15 protein-coding genes and 1 tRNA gene are annotated in these 19,198 nt (G+C 65.9%); 10 read left to right on the forward strand and 6 right to left on the reverse strand.

All coding sequences use genetic code 11. From position 1 onward, the window contains the following. The coding region (locus QM612_RS03440; RefSeq protein WP_415252499.1) for a glycine cleavage system protein R at window positions 1–607 on the reverse strand (607 nt) is incomplete at its 3' end. 95 nt (window positions 608–702) lie between these two features. On the opposite strand from QM612_RS03440, the gene dapA reads away from it, so the two are divergent. Together dapA and QM612_RS03450 are read left to right on the forward strand one after the other, a co-directional pair. Then, window positions 703–1,605: a 4-hydroxy-tetrahydrodipicolinate synthase gene (dapA, locus tag QM612_RS03445; protein ID WP_415252500.1), complete on the forward strand. Its 903-nt coding sequence runs from the start codon at window positions 703–705 to the stop codon at window positions 1,603–1,605. Window positions 1,606–1,617: 12 nt separating this feature from the next. Then, window positions 1,618–2,127 (forward strand): hypothetical protein, encoded by a 510-nt coding sequence (locus QM612_RS03450; protein WP_415252501.1) that lies wholly within the window; start codon window positions 1,618–1,620, stop codon window positions 2,125–2,127. A 98-nt stretch (window positions 2,128–2,225) separates the two neighbouring features. Here the strand turns inward: QM612_RS03450 and fdxA are convergent, their stop codons facing one another. The 4 genes from fdxA to QM612_RS03470 all read right to left on the reverse strand — a co-directional run bounded on the left by fdxA (window position 2,226) and on the right by QM612_RS03470 (window position 7,181). Then, window positions 2,226–2,549 carry a ferredoxin FdxA gene (gene fdxA / locus QM612_RS03455; RefSeq protein WP_415252502.1) on the reverse strand — a complete coding sequence of 108 codons (324 nt, stop codon included), beginning with the start codon at window positions 2,547–2,549 and terminating at the stop codon, window positions 2,226–2,228. Between the two features lie 123 nt (window positions 2,550–2,672). After that, a complete protein-coding gene (locus QM612_RS03460; protein ID WP_415252503.1) occupies window positions 2,673–5,444 on the reverse strand; it encodes a M16 family metallopeptidase in 2,772 nt (923 codons plus the stop codon). A gap of 160 nt (window positions 5,445–5,604) precedes the next feature. Further along, window positions 5,605–6,636, reverse strand: a complete 1,032-nt coding sequence (locus QM612_RS03465; protein WP_415252504.1) for a FecR family protein — start codon at window positions 6,634–6,636, stop codon at window positions 5,605–5,607. Then, window positions 6,633–7,181: an RNA polymerase sigma factor gene (locus QM612_RS03470; RefSeq protein WP_415252505.1), complete on the reverse strand. Its 549-nt coding sequence runs from the start codon at window positions 7,179–7,181 to the stop codon at window positions 6,633–6,635. The genes QM612_RS03465 and QM612_RS03470 overlap by 4 nt, the downstream gene beginning before the upstream one ends. A 244-nt stretch (window positions 7,182–7,425) precedes the next feature. On the opposite strand from QM612_RS03470, the gene QM612_RS03475 reads away from it, so the two are divergent. Further along, window positions 7,426–10,425 carry a TonB-dependent receptor plug domain-containing protein gene (locus tag QM612_RS03475; RefSeq protein WP_415252506.1) on the forward strand — a complete coding sequence of 1,000 codons (3,000 nt, stop codon included), beginning with the start codon at window positions 7,426–7,428 and terminating at the stop codon, window positions 10,423–10,425. A gap of 92 nt (window positions 10,426–10,517) precedes the next feature. Beyond that, window positions 10,518–13,070, forward strand: coding sequence for a zinc-dependent metalloprotease (locus QM612_RS03480; RefSeq protein ID WP_415252507.1), 2,553 nt, complete (start codon window positions 10,518–10,520; stop codon window positions 13,068–13,070). Between the two features lie 44 nt (window positions 13,071–13,114). Here QM612_RS03480 and QM612_RS03485 read toward each other — a convergent pair. After that, a tRNA-Glu gene (locus tag QM612_RS03485) sits at window positions 13,115–13,189 on the reverse strand. A 155-nt stretch (window positions 13,190–13,344) separates the two neighbouring features. On the opposite strand from QM612_RS03485, the gene pcnB reads away from it, so the two are divergent. The 6 genes from pcnB to pgi all read left to right on the forward strand — a co-directional run bounded on the left by pcnB (window position 13,345) and on the right by pgi (window position 19,075). Continuing rightward, the gene (gene pcnB / locus QM612_RS03490) at window positions 13,345–14,706 is read left to right on the forward strand and encodes a polynucleotide adenylyltransferase PcnB (RefSeq protein WP_415252508.1); all 1,362 of its coding nucleotides are present in this window, start codon (window positions 13,345–13,347) and stop codon (window positions 14,704–14,706) included. Then, the gene (gene folK, locus QM612_RS03495; protein ID WP_415252509.1) at window positions 14,703–15,221 is read left to right on the forward strand and encodes a 2-amino-4-hydroxy-6-hydroxymethyldihydropteridine diphosphokinase; all 519 of its coding nucleotides are present in this window, start codon (window positions 14,703–14,705) and stop codon (window positions 15,219–15,221) included. Before pcnB ends, folK begins: the two co-directional genes overlap by 4 nt. Before the next feature lie 56 nt (window positions 15,222–15,277). Beyond that, window positions 15,278–16,093: a 3-methyl-2-oxobutanoate hydroxymethyltransferase gene (gene panB, locus QM612_RS03500; RefSeq protein WP_415252510.1), complete on the forward strand. Its 816-nt coding sequence runs from the start codon at window positions 15,278–15,280 to the stop codon at window positions 16,091–16,093. Between the two features lie 147 nt (window positions 16,094–16,240). Continuing rightward, on the forward strand, window positions 16,241–17,095 hold the full coding sequence (gene panC, locus QM612_RS03505; protein WP_415252511.1) for a pantoate--beta-alanine ligase: 855 nt from the start codon (window positions 16,241–16,243) through the stop codon (window positions 17,093–17,095). Window positions 17,096–17,196: 101 nt separating this feature from the next. After that, the gene (panD, locus tag QM612_RS03510) at window positions 17,197–17,577 is read left to right on the forward strand and encodes an aspartate 1-decarboxylase (protein WP_415252512.1); all 381 of its coding nucleotides are present in this window, start codon (window positions 17,197–17,199) and stop codon (window positions 17,575–17,577) included. 1 nt (window position 17,578) lies between these two features. Further along, complete coding sequence (pgi, locus tag QM612_RS03515) at window positions 17,579–19,075, forward strand: glucose-6-phosphate isomerase (protein WP_415252513.1); 1,497 nt, start codon at window positions 17,579–17,581, stop codon at window positions 19,073–19,075. Window positions 19,076–19,198 lie beyond the last annotated feature (123 nt).

Raw genomic sequence — 19,198 nt, forward strand, 5'->3', positions numbered from 1 at the left:
CCGGGCGATGCAGACCGGGGCCGACATGTTCTCTGCACAACTGACGATCGGTGTGCCGGCGGACATGCACATCGCCGCGCTGCGCGATGATTTCCTGGAGTTGCGCGGAGAACATGTCGGCCCCGGTCTGCATCGCCCGGTAGCGCGAGCAGTGCAGGCTTTCGATAGTGATGCCCTGATGGTCGAAGAAATCGGCCAACTGGAACAGGATGCCGGGCTTGTCGGCGGCGATCACCTCGACCACGTACGGCAGCAGGCTGGACTGGATCGGCTTGGGCCCGGTGCGATACCAGACCAGCTTCAGGCCTTCCTCGCGCTCCAGCTTGGTCAGCATGGTTTCCAGCTTGGCCACGGCATCCCATGAGCCGGTGGCAAGCGCGCTGACCGAAACGTCGCGCCCGACCGTCGCCAGCCGTGCATCGACCAGATTGCAGCCGGAATCGGTGATCCGGCGGGTCACGGCGAGCAGGGGCGACTGCGGATGCGTGGTGTACGCGTTGATCAGCAGGTGGTTTTCGTTCGGCGCGGGCCGGGTGGTGGTGTCGCTCAAGGGGGCGTCCGGAACGGTGAGGGAACATGCCGGCACGCGGGCCGACGCGGTCAGCATACTTGCCGGTGCTTTCGGGCCGCAAGTAAGATCGTCACGCATCTTCGTCCACATCGCACTGCGCACCCCGCCGTGCCCCGAACCGGGCCACTTCCTTGCAGCTTTCCGGCAGCATCACCGCGCTGGCAACGCCGTTCACGGCGGCGGGCGACATCGACCAGGCCGCATGGCTGCGCATGCTGCAGGCGCAGCTGGATGCCGGCACGCAGGGCGTGGTGGTGGCCGGGTCCACCGGCGAGGCCCCGGCCCTGTTCGATGCCGAATACGAAAGCCTGCTGCGCGATGCGGTGGAGTTCTACGCCGGGCGCATGCCGGTGATCGCCGGCACCGGCCAGTCCAGCACCGCCAAGACCATCCTTGCCAATCGCCGCGCCGCCGCGCTGGGCGCGGATGCCGCGCTGGTGGTGGTGCCGCCCTATGTGCGACCCACGCAGGCCGGCCTGCTGGCGCATTTTCGCGCGGTGGCCGACGAGGGCGAGCTGCCGGTGGTGCTGTACAACGTACCGGCACGCACGGGCTGTGACCTGGCCCCGGAAACCGTGGGCGAGCTGTCGCTGCATCCGAACATCGTGGGCATCAAGGAAGCACGCGCCGAAGAAGCGCGCATGGACGCCCTGCTGCCTTGCCGCCGTGACGGCTTTGTGGTGCTCAGCGGCGATGACCCGACCGCCGCGCGGGCCATGCTGGCAGGTGCCGATGGCGTGATTTCGGTGGCCTCCAACGTGGTGCCGCACAGCTTCCGCCGCCTGTGCGACCGCGCCCGTGCGGGCGATGTGGCGGGGGCGCAGGCGCTGGACGCCGCCCTGGGCCAGCTTTACCACTTCCTGGGCGTGGAACCCAATCCGATCCCGGTCAAAGCTTTGCTGGCGCTGAACGGAATCGGCCACGGCCTGCGTTTGCCGCTGCAACCGCTATCATCCACGCATGCCGCCGAGGCCCAGCGCCTGCACGCGGACATCCTCCAACTTGAAGAACAAAGCCGCGCCATTGCGGCCTGACAGGAGTTACCGATGCGTCGCACGTCCCCCGCGTACCTGATTGCCGCCCCGCTCGTCGCCCTGCTGCTGGTGGGTGGCCTGTCCGGCTGCCGCTGGTTCGGCAAGAAGAACGACCTCTACACCCAGAGTGCGGAGGCCCGCCCGCTGGAAGTGCCGCCGGATCTTGACCGCCCTGCGGCCGAGCGGGCGATGGCGCTGCCTTCGGTCAGCACCAGCGCGACGGCATCGGGCACGGCCACGGCCAGCGTGGCCCCGCTGGGTTTCAACGTTGCCAGCGACCGTGATGCCGTGTTCGCCAAGGTGGGCGACGTGCTGGCCGCGACCCAGGGCGTGTCCATCGCCAACAAGGCCGCGATCCTTGGCACCTTTGATGTCGATTACCTGGGCGCGAAGTTCCTGGTGCGCGTGACCAAGGCCGGCGACGGTACCTATGTGTCCGCGGTCGATCCGCGTGGCCTGCCGCCGACCGGCGATGCGCCGGTGAAGCTGATTGGCGTGCTGAAGGCTGCACTCACGCCGTAAGACACCGTAGGGGCGACCCCCTGTGGTCGCCCTCGTGTGGCGTTGCCACCGATCGTTATGCGTTTCGGGGCAGGCACAGGGCCTGCCCCTGCGTGTTTCTATCGTTCCAGCAACGGCAGCTTGTTCGGCTTGCCGTCCCATTCCGCCGCATCCGGCGGTGGATCCTTGCGCACGGTCAGCACCGGCCATGCCTTCGCCAGCTCCGCATTGAGCGCGATGAAGGGTTCCTGCCCGGCGGGCACGTCTTCCTCCGGGAAGATCGCATTGACCGGGCATTCTGGCTCGCACAGGGTGCAGTCGATGCATTCATCGGGGTCGATGACGAGGAAGTTCGGGCCTTCGTGGAAACAGTCCACCGGGCACACCTCGACGCAGTCGGTGTGCTTGCACTTGATGCAGTTTTCGGTGACGACGAAGGGCATTGCCGGTTGATCCGTGTTGCGATGCGCATAGTTTAGCGCCGTGGCGGAGCAGGTCGCCGAATGAGAATGGCTGGCAAGCAGCCCGGGAAATCCCCGAAACGTCCTGCACGCCTGCGATGCGGCTTATTTCGCAGCGGCTGCCTTGCCCGCGCCGGCAAAATCGCCAGCCTGGAACACCGAGAACTGCGCCGGCTTGATGAACCTGCGGATCGCGGCGTTGACCTGTTCGACGGTCAGCGCCCGCAGCTTTTCGTCTGACACGGCCCGGCGCAGCATGGGCCGTTGCAGTTCGGCATCGGCATTCAGCATGCGCGCCACGGTGGCATCGCTGGCGCGCGACTGCTGGCGGCGGGTCAGCATGCCGCTCACGGCGTCCTTAAGCTCCGTCGCGGTGATGCCGTCCTTCACGAAGCGCGCCAGTTCCTCGCGCACGGCGGCTTCCAGCCTGTCCATGTTCTGCGGGGCGACGATAGCCTGGACGGTCAGGTTGCCGGCATCGTCCCGGTTGTCCACGCTGGAATCGGCGCTGAGGCTGCTGCCGATGCTGTAGCTCAGGCCGTCCTGCTGGCGCACGCGGTCGCCCAGCCGCGACTTCAGGCCGTTGCTGCCAAGAATCTCGTCAGCCACCAGCATCGCGGGATAGTCGGGGTCGTCATCGTTCAGCGCCATGTTCTGGCGGGCGATGAACACCGCATTGGCCTTGTCCGGTGTTTCCAGCCGTTCGTGCCGTGCGGGCACATCGCTGTAGTGGGTGGCGATGCGGGCATAGGGCACGCCCGGCTTCCAGCCGGCGAACAGTGTTTCCAGCAGCGGCTTGATCTGCGCGGGGTCGAAATCACCAACGATGGCGATCTGGCCGTCGCTGGTGCCGTACATCTGGCGGTGCCATGCGCGCAGTTCGTCGAGCTTCAGCGCCTTCAGGCCGGCCAGTTGTTCGTCGATGCTGCGAAAGCGCATCGGGTGGCCGGCAGGCCACGGATTGAACGCCTTGCCCAGCGCCTGCCCGGCCACGCTGCCCGGCTCCTTGCGCTGCGCTTCCAGGCTGGTGATGGCGTGTATGCGCAGTTGCTCGAACTCGGCTTCCGGGAAGGCGGGGTTGCGCAGGATGTCGGCGGCAAGCGTCAACGCTTCGACCAGTTCGCCGCGTTTGGTCTGCAGCAGGATGTTGGCGCCCTGGCCACCGCCCAGCACGGAGGCATTGGTCTTGAGCGCCTCGAAGCGTTTGCTGATCTGCTCGCGGGTCAGCGTCTTGCTGCCGCGCATCAGCATGCTGCCGGCGAAGCTGTGGGCCTGCGGCGAGAAGCGGCGCAGTGCCTCCACATCGGCAAAGCGGAAGCTGGCGTTGAACACCACGGTGCTGCCGCGTGTCTTCTTCGGCAGCAGGGAAACGGTGAGCGTGTCGCCGATGGCGAAGACTTCGGTGCGCGCGGCGATGTTGGCCGGCGTGGGGTCGAAGGTTTCGCCGGCCTGCAATGCCTCGCGGCCCTTGTAGCCTTCCACCAGCGAGGACAGCGATGGTGCCTGCGGAATGATGGCGCGCTTGGTGTTCTCGGTGGGGATGAAGCGGGCCAGCGTGCGGTTGCTGGGGATCAGGTAGGTGCGGGCAACGCGGTTGATGTCGTCCACGGTCACCTGTTCTGCGGCATCGCGCAGCACGAACCACAGCCGCCAGTCGCCGGCAGCCACGTATTCGGACATCGCCATGCATACGCGGTTGACGTTGTCGAAGGCCTTTTCGTATTCGTTGGCGATGCGCTGTTTGGTTTCGGCAAGCTCCGCTTCGGTGATTGGCGTGGCGGCGATCTGCTCGGCCTGTTTCAGCAGTTCGGCCTCGGCCTTTGCCGGGTCGGCATCTTTCGCCACCGTCATCGACAGCGAAAACAGGCCGGGATCAGGCGAATTGCCGGCGTAGGCGCTGGCACTCGCCGCCAGTCTGGTCTGCACCAGCGCCTTGTGCAGGCGGCCACCGGGGCTGTGCGACAGGATGTCGCCCAGCAACGCCAGTGCCACGGCATCCGGATGGGTCGCCGCCGGCATGTGGTAGGCAAGACGGGTGACGCGCACGTCGCCACTGCGGCGGACAATGACTTCGCGCTCGCCGTCCTGCACAGGCTCGGCGGTGTACATCGTCGGAAGGGTGCGTGCAGGTTTTTTGATCGCGCCGAAGATGGCGGCGATCCTGCCCAGCAGCGCGCTTTCGTCGAAGCGCCCGGCCACGATCAGTACCGCGTTGTCCGGCTGGTACCAGGTTTTGTAGAAGGCTTGCAGGCGCTCGATCGGCACGTTTTCCACGTCGCTGCGCGCGCCGATGGTGTCCTTGCCGTAGTTGTGCCAGAGGTAGGCCGTGGAGCGCATGCGCTCGCCGAGGATGCCGGCCGGGTTGTTCTCGCTGCGCTCCATTTCGTTGCGCACGACGGTCATCTCGCTGTCCAGGTCCTTCTTCGCAACGTTGGAATTGACCATGCGGTCAGCTTCCAGCCGCAGGATGGCATCCAGCGTGTCGTCGTTGGCGGGGAAGCTGCTGAAGTAGTTGGTGCGGTCAAGCGAAGTGGTGGCGTTGAAGCTTGCGCCGCGCTTCTTCAGTTCGCCCGGGATGTCCGGGTGCGTGGGCGTGCCCTTGAACAGCATGTGCTCCAGCAGGTGGGCCATGCCGGTTTCGCCGTAATTTTCATGCACCGAGCCGACCAGATAGGTCAGGTTGACGGTGACCGTGGGCTTGCTGGCATCCGGGAACAGCAGCACGCGCAGGCCGTTGTGCAGGCGGTATTCGCAGATGCCTTCCACGCAGGCGCCGGCGCTGGTGCCCTTTGGCAGCGTGATGTTGCCGGCGAAGGCTGCGCCGGGCAGTGCGATCAGGCAGGCGAGGGCAATGACGTGCAGGCGGAGCGACTTCATGGGGTGGAGCCTCGTACGTGGAAGAGCGCGCGCAGTCTAGGCGCGCGGCGAGCGGTGGTTGATGGCGCAAGAGTCATGTGAGGTATCCGCCTCATCCTGCGTCGGGCATGCGGATTGGCGCTGTTGTGGCGAATGCCGACGGCGCGCGGTTTGTTTGCGTTCAGTCTGCGGCGGACAGCACGATGTCGCCGTTCGCGGCGTGGGTCACCTGCACGCCATAGACCATGCGCAGCGCTTCAGTGAAGGCGGCGGGATCGTTGCTGCGGAACACGCCGCTGATCGCCATTTCGCCCAACGAGGGATCGGCCACCAGCCGCACATGCGCGTGGTAGCGGTTGAACTCCGCCACTGCCGTCGCCAGCCGGGTGTTCTCGAAGCGCAGCTTGCCGCTGGTCCAGGCCGCTTCGCGGCGGTGGTCGAACATGCCGATCTGCGGTTGCGCGCCGTCCTTGCCGAGGCGTGCGTACTGGCCTGGCACCAAGCGGGCGAGTTCCCGGTGCGGTTGGCTTGCGGTGCGTGCGGCCAGCAGCGCCACCTTGCCGTCGAACAATTCGACTTCGGTGGCGTCGGCGCGGCGATAGACCTCGAAGCGGGTGCCGATGGCGCGCACGCCGGCATCATCGGTATCCACCGTCAATGGGCGCTTTGGATCGTGGGCGACGTCGAACAGCGCGCGTCCGCGTTCCAGCACGATGCTGCGCGCCTTGCGGCTGTAGCGCACCTGCACTTGCGAATCGGTGTCCAGCACCACCAGGGTGCCGTCGTCGAGCGCGATTTCGCGATGCTCGCCAACCGCACTGGCATAGGTCGTTGCAGGAGCGGGGCGTTGCACCAGCAGCCAGGTGCCGGCGATCACCGCCATCACCGCCGCCGCCGCCGCGCCCAGCCAGCGCCGCCTGGCAACACGGCGACCGCTTTCACGCCTGCGCTCCGCCGCCAGTTGCCGGCGGGTATCGGAAAGCCGGCCTGCGACCTCCGCCGACGGCGCGAAATCCCCGAACTCCGACCACAGCGCCTCGAAGCGTGCGTAGGCCTGGCGATGCTGCTGGCTACCCTCCATCCATGCATGCCAGCGCCTGCGGTCGCCTTCGCTGACATCGTCGGCCTGCAGGCGGGCGAACCAGGTCGCCGCCTGTTCGCGAACCGGATCGCCGCCTTCGATGACCTTCAGGAAGTTCTCTTTCGTGCTCATTGCGATTCCATGCGCGATGCAAAATGCAGCAGCGCGCGCATCATGTGTTTTTCCACCGCGCTGACGCTGATCCCCAACTGCCCGGCGATGGCGCTGTAGGTGAGGCCGTCATAGCGTTGCAGCAGGAATACCTGCTGGCAGCGTGGGGGCAGTTGCTCCAGCGCGTCCAGGAAGCATTTCAGCCGTGCCTTGTCCTGATAGACGCGCTCGGCGTGGATGTCCTCAGTCGGCAGGTCTTCGGCGGCATCGTCGATGGAGACGTGCTGGCGGCTGTGGCTGGCGCGTTCGCGGCGGATGCGGTCGCGCAGCAGGTTGCCGGCGATGGTCAGCAGGAACGCCTCCATGTTGGCCACGCCGGTGATGGAAGGCGAGCGGATGGCGCGGATCAGGGTGTCCTGCGCCATGTCCTCGGCGTCGTCCGGCGTGCCCAGGTGGTGCCGGAAATAGCGGATCAGGCGCGGGCGGTATTCCAGCGCCAATGCGGTGAAATCGTGCGCATCGGCGGCGGGCGGGGACGAGCCTTGCGGTGGGCGATCCTGTGCCATCGGTCGCCATGGGCGTGGGTTGCGGACAGCGCCACGCTAGGCGATAGCCCGACGGCGCGCAAGCACAAGGGCGTCACGCCGCTGCGTTGCCGAGGCATGGATTCGCATTCAGCAGGGCCGGGGTGAGGGATTGCCGAAACGCTGCGTCTTCAACAGGTGTAGGGGAAAGATCGGCTGTCACGGACGACCCACACATCACTTCACGTCATCGCAGAGGATTTGCAGTATGGGGAACCATCAGGTCATGCAGCCGAAGGGGGTTCGGTTGAATTCGCTGGCTGTCGCATTGTGCGCGGCATTGGCTGTCGTCGCGGCACCGCAGGCGCTGGCGCAGCAGGCGCAGGGCACAACCCGCGTCTATGCCATCCCGGGCCAGCCGCTTGGCACGGCGCTGAACAAGTTTGCCGAGGCCAGCGACCTGCAGATCATGATTCCGCCGGAGCTGGTGCAGGGCAAGAACGCGCCCGCACTGAACGGGCAATATTCGACCACCAGCGGCCTGAAGCGGCTGCTTGCCGGCAGTGGGCTGACCTGGCGCACCACCCAGGATGGCGTGATTTTCATCGCCAGGGCGGATGCGCCGCAGCCCAGGCCTGCTGCCGCGCCGAAAGCGCCAACCCGCAGCAATGCACCGCCCAGTGCCGATGCCGCTGCCGAAGAAACCAGACAGCTCGAAACCGTGGTGGTCACCGGCTCGCGCCTGCGTTCCATCGTTGGCGTGCAGGGCGCAAACCCGGTGCTGGAGTTTTCCCGCGAGGACATCGAGCGCTCCGGCGTCACCACCCTGGACGAATTGCGCAACCTGATCCCGCAGTTGTCGGTGGGGCAGGCCGCTGCCTTCACCGGCAACAGCAGCGGCGGTTCGCCTGACGGGCGTTTGCTGTTCGACATCCGTGGCCTGTCGGCAGGCAACACGCTGGTGTTGCTGGACGGCAAGCGCCTGCCGATGACCGGCCAGCGCACTGTGGCTTCGGCCTATGAAGCCACCGGCATTCCGCTGTCCGCCATCGAGCGGGTGGAAGTGCTGCTGGGCGGCGGCAGCGCCATCTATGGTTCCGATGCGGTCGGCGGCGTGGTCAACATCATCACCCGCGACAGCTACAAGGGCACCGAGATCGAATACGCCCGCGACGACACCTTCGACACCGATGCGGCCAATGACCGCATTTCGGTCTCGCACGCCTTTCGCAAGAACGATTTCGGTCTGCGCGTATCGGCCATGCACGCCACCCAGAACGCGCTGGCGCGGCGTGACCGCTGGTGGCTGGCCTCCGACGACATGCGCTTTCTTGGTGGTTCCAACGGCATCGTCAATGCGTATCCGATCGGGGGGCGCATCCAGCGGGTGAGCAATGCCAACCTGCCGGGCCTGACCAGCCGCAATGCCTACATCCCGCGCGGTGCCGACGGCCTGACCAATACCGTGGACGATTACGCCAACGCCGTGGAAACCCCGCTCTACGACAGCGGCCAGTTCACCAATGCGGTCAACGAATACCAGCGCAGCAACGTCACCTTGCACCTGGATTACCAGCTCGCCGAATGGGCCGAGCTGTACGGCGACTACATGTATTCCCGCAACGAGTCCGAGGCCATCGCCGCGCCGGTGCAGATCAGCGCGCGGTTGCCTGCGGACTATGCCGGCAACCCGTTTGGCGTGCCGATCTGGGTGGACAAGTACCTGTGGGAACTGGGCACGACCAAAAGCTATCTGTTCACCACCCAGTCGGCGCAGCTGGGCATGCGCGGCGACCTGCCGAAGGACTGGCGCTACGACTTCTACCTGAGCGACGCCCGCAGCGTGGCCGACCTGCCGGACACGATCTGGTCGATCGACACCACCAAGCTCAACGCTGCCATCGCCGATACCGACCCGAGCAAGCGCCCGATCCTGCTGGACGACAACCTCACCGGCGCGGGTTCGGAGGAGTTCTTCCGCTCGCTGCTCAAGCCCAGCGCGATCCGGGATACCTCCATCACCCAGACCGCCAGCCTGTCGTTCGACGGTGCGCTGCTGGAATTGCCCGCCGGCCCGATCAAGCTTGCGCTTGGCACCGAGTTCCGCCGCGAGAGCTACCGGGTCGAGCGTGACCAGAGCAGCACCCTGGAAGCGATTCCGCCTGCCAGCCCGCGCCGGCTCAATGCGCAGTACGCGGAAGTCTCGATGCCGGTGTTTTCGCCCAGCTTCGCGTTCCCGATGATGCACGAGCTGACCCTGGGCGCTGCCGTCCGTCGCGACGACTACAGCGATTTCGGCACCGCCACCAAGCCGCTTGCCAACCTGCTTTACAAGCCGGTGGCGTGGCTGGCCTTTCGCGCATCGAACAACAAGGCATTCCGCGTGCCCTATCTGGTGGATCTGACCCGTCCGCGCTCAAGCAACACCGTCAACGTGCCGGTCACCGGCGACACCCTGATCGACACCTATCGCAACAACGAGCAGTACATCGGCCGGCTGGCGACCACGGTGGGCGGCAATCCGAACCTCAAGCCGGAGGATTCCGAACACCGCAACTACGGCGTCATGATCCAGTCGCCGTTCAAGAACCGCTGGCTGTCTGGACTGTCGCTGTCGGTGGATCGCTGGGAATCGGACATCCTCAACCGCATCGGCAGCATCACCCGGCAGGAAATGCTCGATTATTTTCCCGAGGCCTTCACCCGCGCCGAGCTGACCGACGAAGACCGCGCCGCCGGCTACACCTACGGCCGCATCATCCACATGGAAAACGTGTCGCGGAACATCGCGCGTTACCGTGCCGCCGGTTTCGACTATGCAATCAGTTATCACGTCGATACCGGCATCGGCCAGTTCTCGCTGGATGCCAAGGCCACCCGCACCACATTGCGGCAGGCGTTCGCCACGCCCGATGCACCGCCCAGCGTGGCGGTATCCGAAAGGCTGTCGCCAACGCGCACGGTCACCAACCTGGCCTGGCAGCATCGCGGCATGGGTGCAAGCGTCACCGCCATCCAGCAGCAGGGTTTCCCGGTCAGCCTGTCCAGCAGCAACGTGTTCGAATCCTCGCGCACTTGGAACGCCAATGTCTGGTACGACTTCCGCAGCGGCACCCTGCATGACGATGGCGGCATGCTGGACCGCGTGCTGGGCCGCACCCGGGTGTCGCTTGGCCTGCTCAATGCCACCGATGCCGAGCCACCGATGAGCCAGACCGGCAGCGTCAACGGCTCCATCGATCCGCGCCTGCGCCGCTACACCTTCACCCTGCGCTACAGCTTCTGACCGCGCAGCGCCTCATGCCCTCTCCCCCGGCAGCGGGGGAAAGGGCATGTAGTTTCCGTTCCCGCCACGCCAAGCTTGCGTTCATTTCGATGATGCCGCATACGACCTCGAAACCCCGTCGCCAATGGCTGGCGGGCCTGTTGCTGCCCGTACTGGGCCTGTGTGGCAGCTTGCAGGCGCAGACACCCATCGAAACGCCTGCCGAGGCCGTTGCCGCGCCGGCACCGGCAGCGCCGCCTGCCACGGCATCGCCACCGGAAGCCACCGATCCAAAACCCTATGGCAAGGTCATCACCTCCGATGCGCAGACCCAGAAGGGCCTGTTTGATGTGCATCGGGTCAGGTCCCGGCTGTATTTCGAGATCCCGCCCGCGCTGCTGGGCAAGCCGCTGCTGATGGTTGTCAACGCGGCCGCGGTGCCGCCCGGTGTCGATCATGCCGGCAAGTCGCTGGCGCAGGAGGCAGTGCGCTTCGTCCTGCGCGACAACCGCGTCTATCTGCAGGCGATGAACCACACCTACGTCACCGGCGATGGCAGCGCCAATGTCGATGCGGTGCAGGCGGCGCAGCGCGATGCCATCCTGATGGCGCTGAATGTCGAAGCCTATGGACGCGACGGCGCACCCGTGATCGAAGTGAGCAAGCTGTTCACCACCGAAGTGGGCGACTTCACTGCGCGCCAGATTCTCAAGGCGCGCTCGCTGGAATCCGCTCGCAGTTACGTGAACGGGGTTCGCGCCTTCCCCGGCAGCCTGCGCGTCGATGCCGTGCATACCTACATGGCGCCGGCGATGCTCAATACGCCCATGGGCCCGAAGCCTGCGCCGGCCAGCTTCCCGGCGCGCGCCAACAGCATCGACATGGCCTACAGCATCGTCGAACTGCCCGCGCAGCCGATGATGCCGCGCCTGGCGGATGACCGCGTTGGGTACTTCTATCAGGACATGCTCAACTTCGGCGGCAGCGCACGCCCGGCGGAAACCGAGCGTTACATCTCGCGCTGGCGGCTGGAGAAGAAGGATCCGAACGCCGCGCTGAGCGAACCGGTCAAACCCATCGTCTGGTACATAGACCGCTCCACGCCAACCGCGCTGGTGCCCTACGTGAAGAAGGGCATCGAGGCATGGAACATGGCGTTCGAAGCCGCCGGCTTCAAAAATGCGGTGCAGGCGCGCCCGTTCCCGACCAGGGAAGAAGACCCCGAGTTCGATCCGGAGGACGTGCGCTACAGCGTGCTGCGCTGGGTGCCGTCGAACGTGGCGAATGCCTACGGCCCGCGCCTGACCGACCCGCGTACCGGCGAGATCCTGAACGCCAACATCGTCATGTACCACAACATCCAGCAAATGGTCAGCGAGTGGTACATCCCGCAGGCCGCGCCGCTGGATCCGCGCGCGCAACGGTTACCGCTGCCCGACGACCTGATGGGCGAGCTGGTGGCCTACATCGTCACCCATGAAGTCGGTCATTCGCTGGGTTTCCTGCACAACATGAAGGCCAGTTCCACCTATCCGGTGGACAAGCTGCGCGATGCGAAGTGGCTGAAGACGATGGGCCACACGCCCTCGATCATGGATTACGCCCGCTTCAACTACCTGGTGCAGCCGGAGGACGGCATTGATCCATCACTGCTGATCCCGCGCATCGGCCCCTATGATGTGTTCGCGACGAAGTGGGGTTATGCACCAGTACCGGGTGCGCGCACCCCGCAGCAGGAAAAACCGGTGCTGGACGCATGGGCGCGCGAACAGGACATCAAGCCGTGGCTGCGGTTTTCCACGCCCAATCGCGGCAGCAATGATCGCGGCAACCTGGAGGAGGCAGTGGGCGATGCCGACGCCGTGACCGCCACCGGACTTGGCATCCGCAACCTCAAGCGCTTGCTCAAGCTGCTGCCGAAGATGGCGATCCGGCCTGGCAGCAACGACGATGACCTGCAGCGCCTGTACAAGGTGGCGGGCACGCAATGGACAACCGAATTGCGGCATGTGGTGGCGGTGGTCGGCAGTTACGAACTGCGCACGAGGCACGGCGACCAGCCAGGTGCAGTCGCCCAGATGACGCCGCGTGCCGAACAGGGGCGCGCGGTTGCCTTCCTCAACCAGCAGTTGTTCCAGACGCCGCAATGGTGGTTCGAGCCGGCGATCACCGAACGCCTGGCCCCGGATGCCGCCAGCAGCCTGATTGCCGACAGCCAGAAAAAGATCCTTGCCGAACTGCTGGCCGAAAGCCGGCTGCGCAGCCTGCTGGTGCAGGAACTGAACGCAGGCGTCAGCGCCTATTCCGTGCAGCAACTGCTGGCCGACCTGCGTGCGGGCATCCTGGGCGAACTGGCGGGTAACGAGATGCCCACGCCATTGCGGCGCAACCTGCAACGTCTGTACGTCGATCTGCTGGCAGGGCGTGCCCGCAATCTGGAGGGTGGCGATGACGCCACTGCAATGCTGCGTGCGGAATTGCGCGCGCTGCGCACGCAGTTCGCATCGAAGCGGCAGTCGGTCAACCTGCAGGCGCGTGCGCACTGGAGCATGTTGTTTGACATGGCCGATCGCGTATTCCGGCCCGGTGGTGAAACGGCGGCTACCGCAGGCGCGACGCCGAGTGCGGCGACGACTTCGAGCGAGCTGTCGGACGCAGGGTGGTAGCGAATAACAAAAAACCCCGTGCCTGCGCACGGGGTTTTATTGTTTGGTACACCCTACGGGACTCGAACCCGTGTTACCGGCGTGAGAGGCCAGCGTCCTAACCACTAGACGAAGGGTGCATGGTGCCCTTGTGGGGCGGTGCTGCATTCCGGGGATCTCAACCCGCCGGAACCGTATGCGGCTTCCGCAACCGGCTTGCTAGTATAGGCGGCTGCGCGGGGCAGTGGCAACGCGCTTTCCCGGCAATCTCTGACCAGCGGCCTGGCCGCAACGCATGACCGAATCCGCAACCACGTCCGCATCCGTCGCCCCTGTCCTGCGCACTATCACGCGCGATGAGCACGGCATTTCCCGCAAGCAGATGAGCCAGAATGCCCTGCGCGTGCTGTACCGCCTGCGCGAGGCCGGCTTCGGTGCGTTTCTGGTGGGTGGCGCGGTACGCGACCTGTTGGCCGGGCAGGTGCCCAAGGATTTCGACGTGGCCACCGATGCCACCCCGGAGCAGGTGCGGGCGCTGTTCCGCAACTGCCGCCTGATCGGTCGCCGCTTCCGGCTGGCGCATGTGGTGTATGGCCGCGAAATCATCGAAGTGGCCACCTTCCGCGCCAACGGCAGCGATGACACCGAGGGCGACCGCAAGATCCACGAGGATGGCCGCCTGTTGCGCGACAACATCTACGGCAGCATCGAGGACGATGCGGTGCGCCGCGATTTCACCGCCAACGCCCTGTATTACGCCATCGAGGATTTCTCGGTGCGCGACTACGTGGGTGGTTATGAAGACGTGCAGGCGCGGCTGCTGCGCCTGATCGGCGACCCCGAGGCACGCTACCGCGAAGACCCGGTGCGCATGCTGCGTGCGGCGCGTCTGGCTGCGAAGCTGGGCTTCACCATCGAGGCTGCGACTGCCGAACCCATCGCCAGGTTGGCCCCGCTGCTGGCCGATGCCGCGCCGGCGCGCCTGTTCGAGGAAACCCTGAAGCTGTTCCTGTCCGGCCATGCGGTGGCCAGTTTTGAACTGCTGGAAGCGCACGGCCTGCTGCCGGTGCTGTTGCCGGAAACCGCGCAGGCGCTGGCATCCAACAAGTCCGGCGCGCTGCGGCGGATGCTGCTGCAGGGCTTGCGCAACACCGATGCGCGGGTAGCGGCGGATGAATCGGTATCGCCCGCCTTCCTCTATGCGGTGCTGCTGTGGCCGGCGTACTGCCGCGCGCTGGCGTTGCTGCAGGCGCAGGGCATGCATGCCGCCGAGGCGCAGCGCCGCGCCGCCGACCGGGTGACGTTGCATCAAGTGGCGCGTACCGCGCTGCCGCGCCGGTTCTCGCTGCCGATGCAGGAAATCTGGCTGCTGCAGGCGCGTTTTTCGCAGCGCCAGCGCAAGCGCGTGTTCCGCCTGCTGGCGCACCCGCGTTTCCGTGCCGCGTTCGATTTCCTCGAACTGCGGTTGGTGGCGTCCGATACGCATGCCGATGATGTGGCGTTCTGGCGCGAGGCGCAGTTGCATCCCGCTGCAGCGGTGGCTGCCGGCGAAGCGCAGGATGAAGGCGTGCCGGACGATGGGCAGGATGAGAACGATGCATCCGAACCGCGCAAGCGCCGCCGCCGCCGCAGGAACAAGCCGGCAGCCGCGCAATGAGTCCGTCCACGCACGCCTGCATCGGCCTGGGTGCCAACCTGGGCCATCCGCAGGAAGCCGTGCGTGCCGCGATCCGCGCGCTGGACGACCTGCCGCAAAGCCGTGTGCTGGCCGCATCGCGCCTGTATCGCACACCGGCATGGGGCAACATCGAGCAGCCGGATTTCGTCAACGCTGCCGTGCTGCTGGAAACGCGCCTTGACCCGCGGAGCCTGCTCGAACACCTGCTGGACATCGAGCGCAGGGCGGGGCGCATGCGCGGTGGCGATGCCGCTTCGGTGCGCTGGGGCCCGCGCGTGATCGACCTTGACCTGCTGCTGTACGGCGAGCGCACGATCAACATCCCCGGCCTGCGCGTGCCGCATCCGCATCTGCACGAACGCGCATTCGCGCTGGTGCCGCTGGCGGAGATCGCGCCGACCGCGCCGTTCCCTGGCCACGGCAGCGTGGGTGAGGCCCTGCGCCACATCGATGCTGCCGGCGTGGAAGCGATCAGCGATCTTCGCGATTCCTGAGCAGTCAAGCGCACGTTCTGCGCGATAATGCCGCGCATCTCCCGCCGGAACCTGCCATGAGCGTGCATGCGGAACAGAAGTCGTGGACGGTGCCGATGCTGGCCGATGCGCGTGCCGCAGGCCGCAAGCTGGTCATGCTCACCTGCTATGACGCAAGCCTGGCGCGGGTGCTGGACGATGCCGGCATCGAGCTGATCCTGATCGGCGATTCGCTGGGCATGGTGGTGCAGGGCCGCGATTCCACCCTGCCGGTGACGGTGGATGACATCGCCTATCACGTCGCCTGCGTGGCGCGCGGTGCAAGGCGCGCGCTGAAGATCGCCGACTTTCCGTTTGGTTCCGATGCCACGCCCGAGCAGGCGCATGCGGCGGCGGTGCGCTTCATCCAGTCCGGCGCGGCGATGGTCAAGCTGGAAGGCGCGGGCCACAAGCTGGAGACGATTCGCTTCCTCGCGCAGCGCGAAATCCCGGTCTGCGCGCATCTTGGTTTGACCCCGCAATCGGTGCTGCGGATGGGTGGCTTCAAGGTGCAGGGGCGCGAGCAGTCCGCCGCCGAACGCCTGCGCGCGGATGCACTGGCCGTGGCCGAAGCCGGCGCGGCATTGCTGGTGCTGGAAGGCGTGCCAGCCAATCTCGCCGCCGACATCACCGCCGCCAGCCCGATTCCCACCGTCGGCATCGGCGCGGGCGCGGGCTGTGACGGGCAGGTGCTGGTGCTGCATGACATGCTCGGCATCGATACCGGGCATCGCAAACCCAAGTTCGTCAAGGATTTCCTCGCCGAAGGCGGCTCCATCGCAGGCGCGGTGCGCGCCTATGCCGAGGCCGTGCGCAGCGGCGCGTTCCCCGATGAAACGCATTCCTATTCCTAGCAATTTTTGTTCGCCATTCCCGCGAGGGCGGGAATCCATGGACTTTGTGGTTGAAGATCAACGTCCATGGATCCCCGCTTTCGCGGGGATGACGGTCTTGCAGTTTTGACTTCCCTTGAAAGGGAAGGAGACAAACGGAGTGAAGCCGTGATCCAGACCATCACCCGACTCGACCAACTGCGCGCCACTGTCACCGCATGGAAGCGCGAAGGCTTGCGCATTGGCTTCGTGCCCACGATGGGCAACCTGCACGCCGGACACTACTCGCTGGTGAAGCTGGCGCGTCAGCATGCCGACCGCGTGGTGTCCAGCGTGTTCGTCAATCCCACCCAGTTCGGCCCGAACGAGGATTTCACCCGCTACCCGCGCACGCCGGACGCCGACACCAGCGGCCTGCAAGCTGCCGGCTGCGATGTGCTGTGGCTGCCGGAAGTGGAGGCGATGTATCCCTTCGGCGTGGAGCTTGCGGCCAAGGTGCATGTGCCCGGCGTCAGCGCGGTGCTGGAAGGCGCGCATCGCCCCGGCCACTTCGATGGCGTGTGTACGGTGGTCACGCGCCTGTTCAACCAGGTGCAGGCGGACGTGGCGGCATTCGGCAGCAAGGATTTCCAGCAGCTGGCGGTGATCCGGCAGATGGTGGCCGACCTGCAGGTGCCGATCGAGATCATTGCCGGCGCAATCGTGCGTGAGGATGACGGCCTTGCGATGAGTTCGCGCAACCAGTACTTGTCGCCGCAGGAGCGCGCTGTTGCTCCGCTGGTGCATCGCACCTTGCTTGCGATGCGCGATGCGATGCAGGCGGGTGTGCAACGGGCGGTGGTCGAAGCCGATGCCGACAAGGCCTTGCGCGATGCCGGTTTCGTGCCCGATTACGCAGTGATCCGTTGCCCCGACTTCAGCGAACCGGCGGATGGTGCGGGCGGCGCACGGGTGGCGCTGATCGCGGCGAAGCTGGGCCGCACGCGGCTGATCGACAATCTCGAGTTCGTTCTGCCCGGCTGAAATCCTGCAGCTTGTGATGGCGCGTTGTTGCAGCACGGAAACCTCGACCTATACTTCCGGGCTGTTGCCGGACAACCGGCCCGTTCCAGCGGAGTCATGCGATGCAACTCACCCTGCTCAAGGCCAAGATCCACCGCGCCACCGTCACCCATGCCGAGCTGCATTACGAAGGCTCCTGCGCCATCGACGGTCGCCTGCTGGACATCTCCGGCATCCGCGAATACGAGCGCATCGACATCTACAACGTCAACAATGGCGAGCGCTTCTCCACCTACGCGATCCGTGGCGAGGAAGGCAGCGGCGTGATCTCGGTCAACGGCGCCGCCGCGCACAAGGCGCAGGTGGGCGATCTGGTCATCATCTGCGCCTACGGCCACTGCGACGAGGCCGAAGCGGCGAAGTTCAAGCCGACCTGCCTGTATGTTGACCGCGACAACCGGATGACGCATACGAATCATTCGATGCCGAAGCAAGCTGCCTGACATGTTGGCCGCACTTGAGGCACAGGCACGCCGACTGGCCGGCACCACCATCGCCGAACTGATCGCCGCCGATCCCGCGCGTGCGCGGGATTTCGCGCTGCGCACAGGCCCGCTGTACGCCAACTTTTCGCGCCAGCGTTTTGATCGCGTGGCGCTGGATGCGCTGTTTGGCATCGCCGAACAGGCCGATCTTGCCGGCGCGATGCGCAAGCTGCTGGATGGTGCCACCGTCAACCCGACCGAAGGCCGCGCCGCGCTGCACAGTGCCCTGCGTGGTGACACCTCAAGTGCCGCCATCGCCCGCGACGCGCGCGCGCAGGCCGTGGCCGCGCAGGCGCGGATGCGCGAGTTGATCGAACAGCTTGAAGCAAGCGATGTCACCGACATCGTCAGCGTCGGCATCGGCGGCTCCGACCTGGGACCGCGCCTGATCGTCGATGCGCTGGCGCTGCCGGATGCGCGTTTCCGCGTCCACTTCATTTCCAATGTCGATGGCAATGCCGCACGCCGTACGCTGGCCGGCCTCGATCCAAAGCGCACCGCCGCCATCGTCATCTCGAAAACCTTTGGCACGCAGGAAACCCTGCTCAACGGCGGCATCGTCCGCAATTGGCTGGGCGATGACAGCCGCCTGTACGCGGTCAGCACCAATGCGCAGCGCGTGGCCGATTTCGGCATTCCGCCCGAGCGCACGTTGCCGATGTGGGATTGGGTGGGCGGGCGTTATTCGCTGTGGTCGGCGGTGGGCTTCCCGATCGCGCTGGCGCTGGGCATGGATTGCTTCCTGCAACTGCTCGATGGCGCGGCTGCGATGGACGCACACGCTGGCAGTGCGCCGCTGCGTGAAAACATCGCGGTCTGGCATGCACTGACTGCCGTGTGGAACCGCAACGCGCTGCATGCGGCCACGCAGGCGGTGTTGCCCTACGACGACCGCCTCAAGTTGCTGCCCAACTACCTGCAACAACTGGTGATGGAAAGCCTCGGCAAGTCGGTCAAGCTGGACGGCAGTGCGGTCGGCATCGACACCGTGCCGGTCTGGTGGGGCGGTGCCGGTACCGATACCCAGCACAGCTTCTTCCAGGCCTTGCACCAGGGCACGCAAGTCGTGCCGGCGGACTTCATCGGCGTGTTGCAGGCCGATCATCCGCATGCGCAAAACCACGCCGCGCTGCTCGCCAATCTGCTGGCGCAGACCGAAGCGCTGGCGAACGGGCAGGGCAGCGACGACCCGCACCGCCGCTATCCCGGCAATCGTCCCAGCACCTTGCTGCTGCTCGATGCGCTCACCCCGCAGTCGCTGGGCATGCTGGTGGCGCTGTACGAACACAGTGTTTATTTGCAGTCGGTGCTGTGGGGCATCAATGCCTTCGACCAGTTCGGCGTGGAGTTGGGCAAGCAGGTCGCGAACTCGCTGCTGCCCGCGCTTTCGGGCGAAGGTGAAGCCGCCGATGCGGTGACGCGCGAGTTGCTGCGCGAGTTCAACGCGCGTCGCTGACGCTTTTCCCTCTCCCTTTGGGAGAGGGTGCCGAAGGCGGGTGAGGGGATGCTTTCGCGTATTGCCGCTCGCCCCTCATCCGCCTTCGGCACCTTCTCCCCGTTGTTACGGGGAGAAGGAAGA

This window comes from Thermomonas sp., from assembly GCF_047606765.1.
In the GTDB taxonomy this organism is placed as follows: Bacteria; Pseudomonadota; Gammaproteobacteria; order Xanthomonadales; family Xanthomonadaceae; genus Thermomonas.

Bases quoted from the DNA above. Each gene is read 5' to 3' on its own strand.
- folK (WP_415252509.1), top strand. From the start codon at position 14,703: ATGAGTCCGTCCACGCACGCCTGCATCGGCCTGGGTGCCAACCTGGGC.
- panB (WP_415252510.1), top strand. From the start codon at position 15,278: ATGAGCGTGCATGCGGAACAGAAGTCGTGGACGGTGCCGATGCTGGCC.
- pcnB (WP_415252508.1), top strand. From the start codon at position 13,345: ATGACCGAATCCGCAACCACGTCCGCATCCGTCGCCCCTGTCCTGCGC.
- QM612_RS03465 (WP_415252504.1), bottom strand. From the start codon at position 6,636: ATGAGCACGAAAGAGAACTTCCTGAAGGTCATCGAAGGCGGCGATCCG.
- fdxA (WP_415252502.1), bottom strand. From the start codon at position 2,549: ATGCCCTTCGTCGTCACCGAAAACTGCATCAAGTGCAAGCACACCGAC.
- QM612_RS03450 (WP_415252501.1), top strand. From the start codon at position 1,618: ATGCGTCGCACGTCCCCCGCGTACCTGATTGCCGCCCCGCTCGTCGCC.
- QM612_RS03480 (WP_415252507.1), top strand. From the start codon at position 10,518: ATGCCGCATACGACCTCGAAACCCCGTCGCCAATGGCTGGCGGGCCTG.
- QM612_RS03475 (WP_415252506.1), top strand. From the start codon at position 7,426: ATGCAGCCGAAGGGGGTTCGGTTGAATTCGCTGGCTGTCGCATTGTGC.
- pgi (WP_415252513.1), top strand. From the start codon at position 17,579: ATGTTGGCCGCACTTGAGGCACAGGCACGCCGACTGGCCGGCACCACC.
- QM612_RS03470 (WP_415252505.1), bottom strand. From the start codon at position 7,181: ATGGCACAGGATCGCCCACCGCAAGGCTCGTCCCCGCCCGCCGCCGAT.
- QM612_RS03460 (WP_415252503.1), bottom strand. From the start codon at position 5,444: ATGAAGTCGCTCCGCCTGCACGTCATTGCCCTCGCCTGCCTGATCGCA.
- panD (WP_415252512.1), top strand. From the start codon at position 17,197: ATGCAACTCACCCTGCTCAAGGCCAAGATCCACCGCGCCACCGTCACC.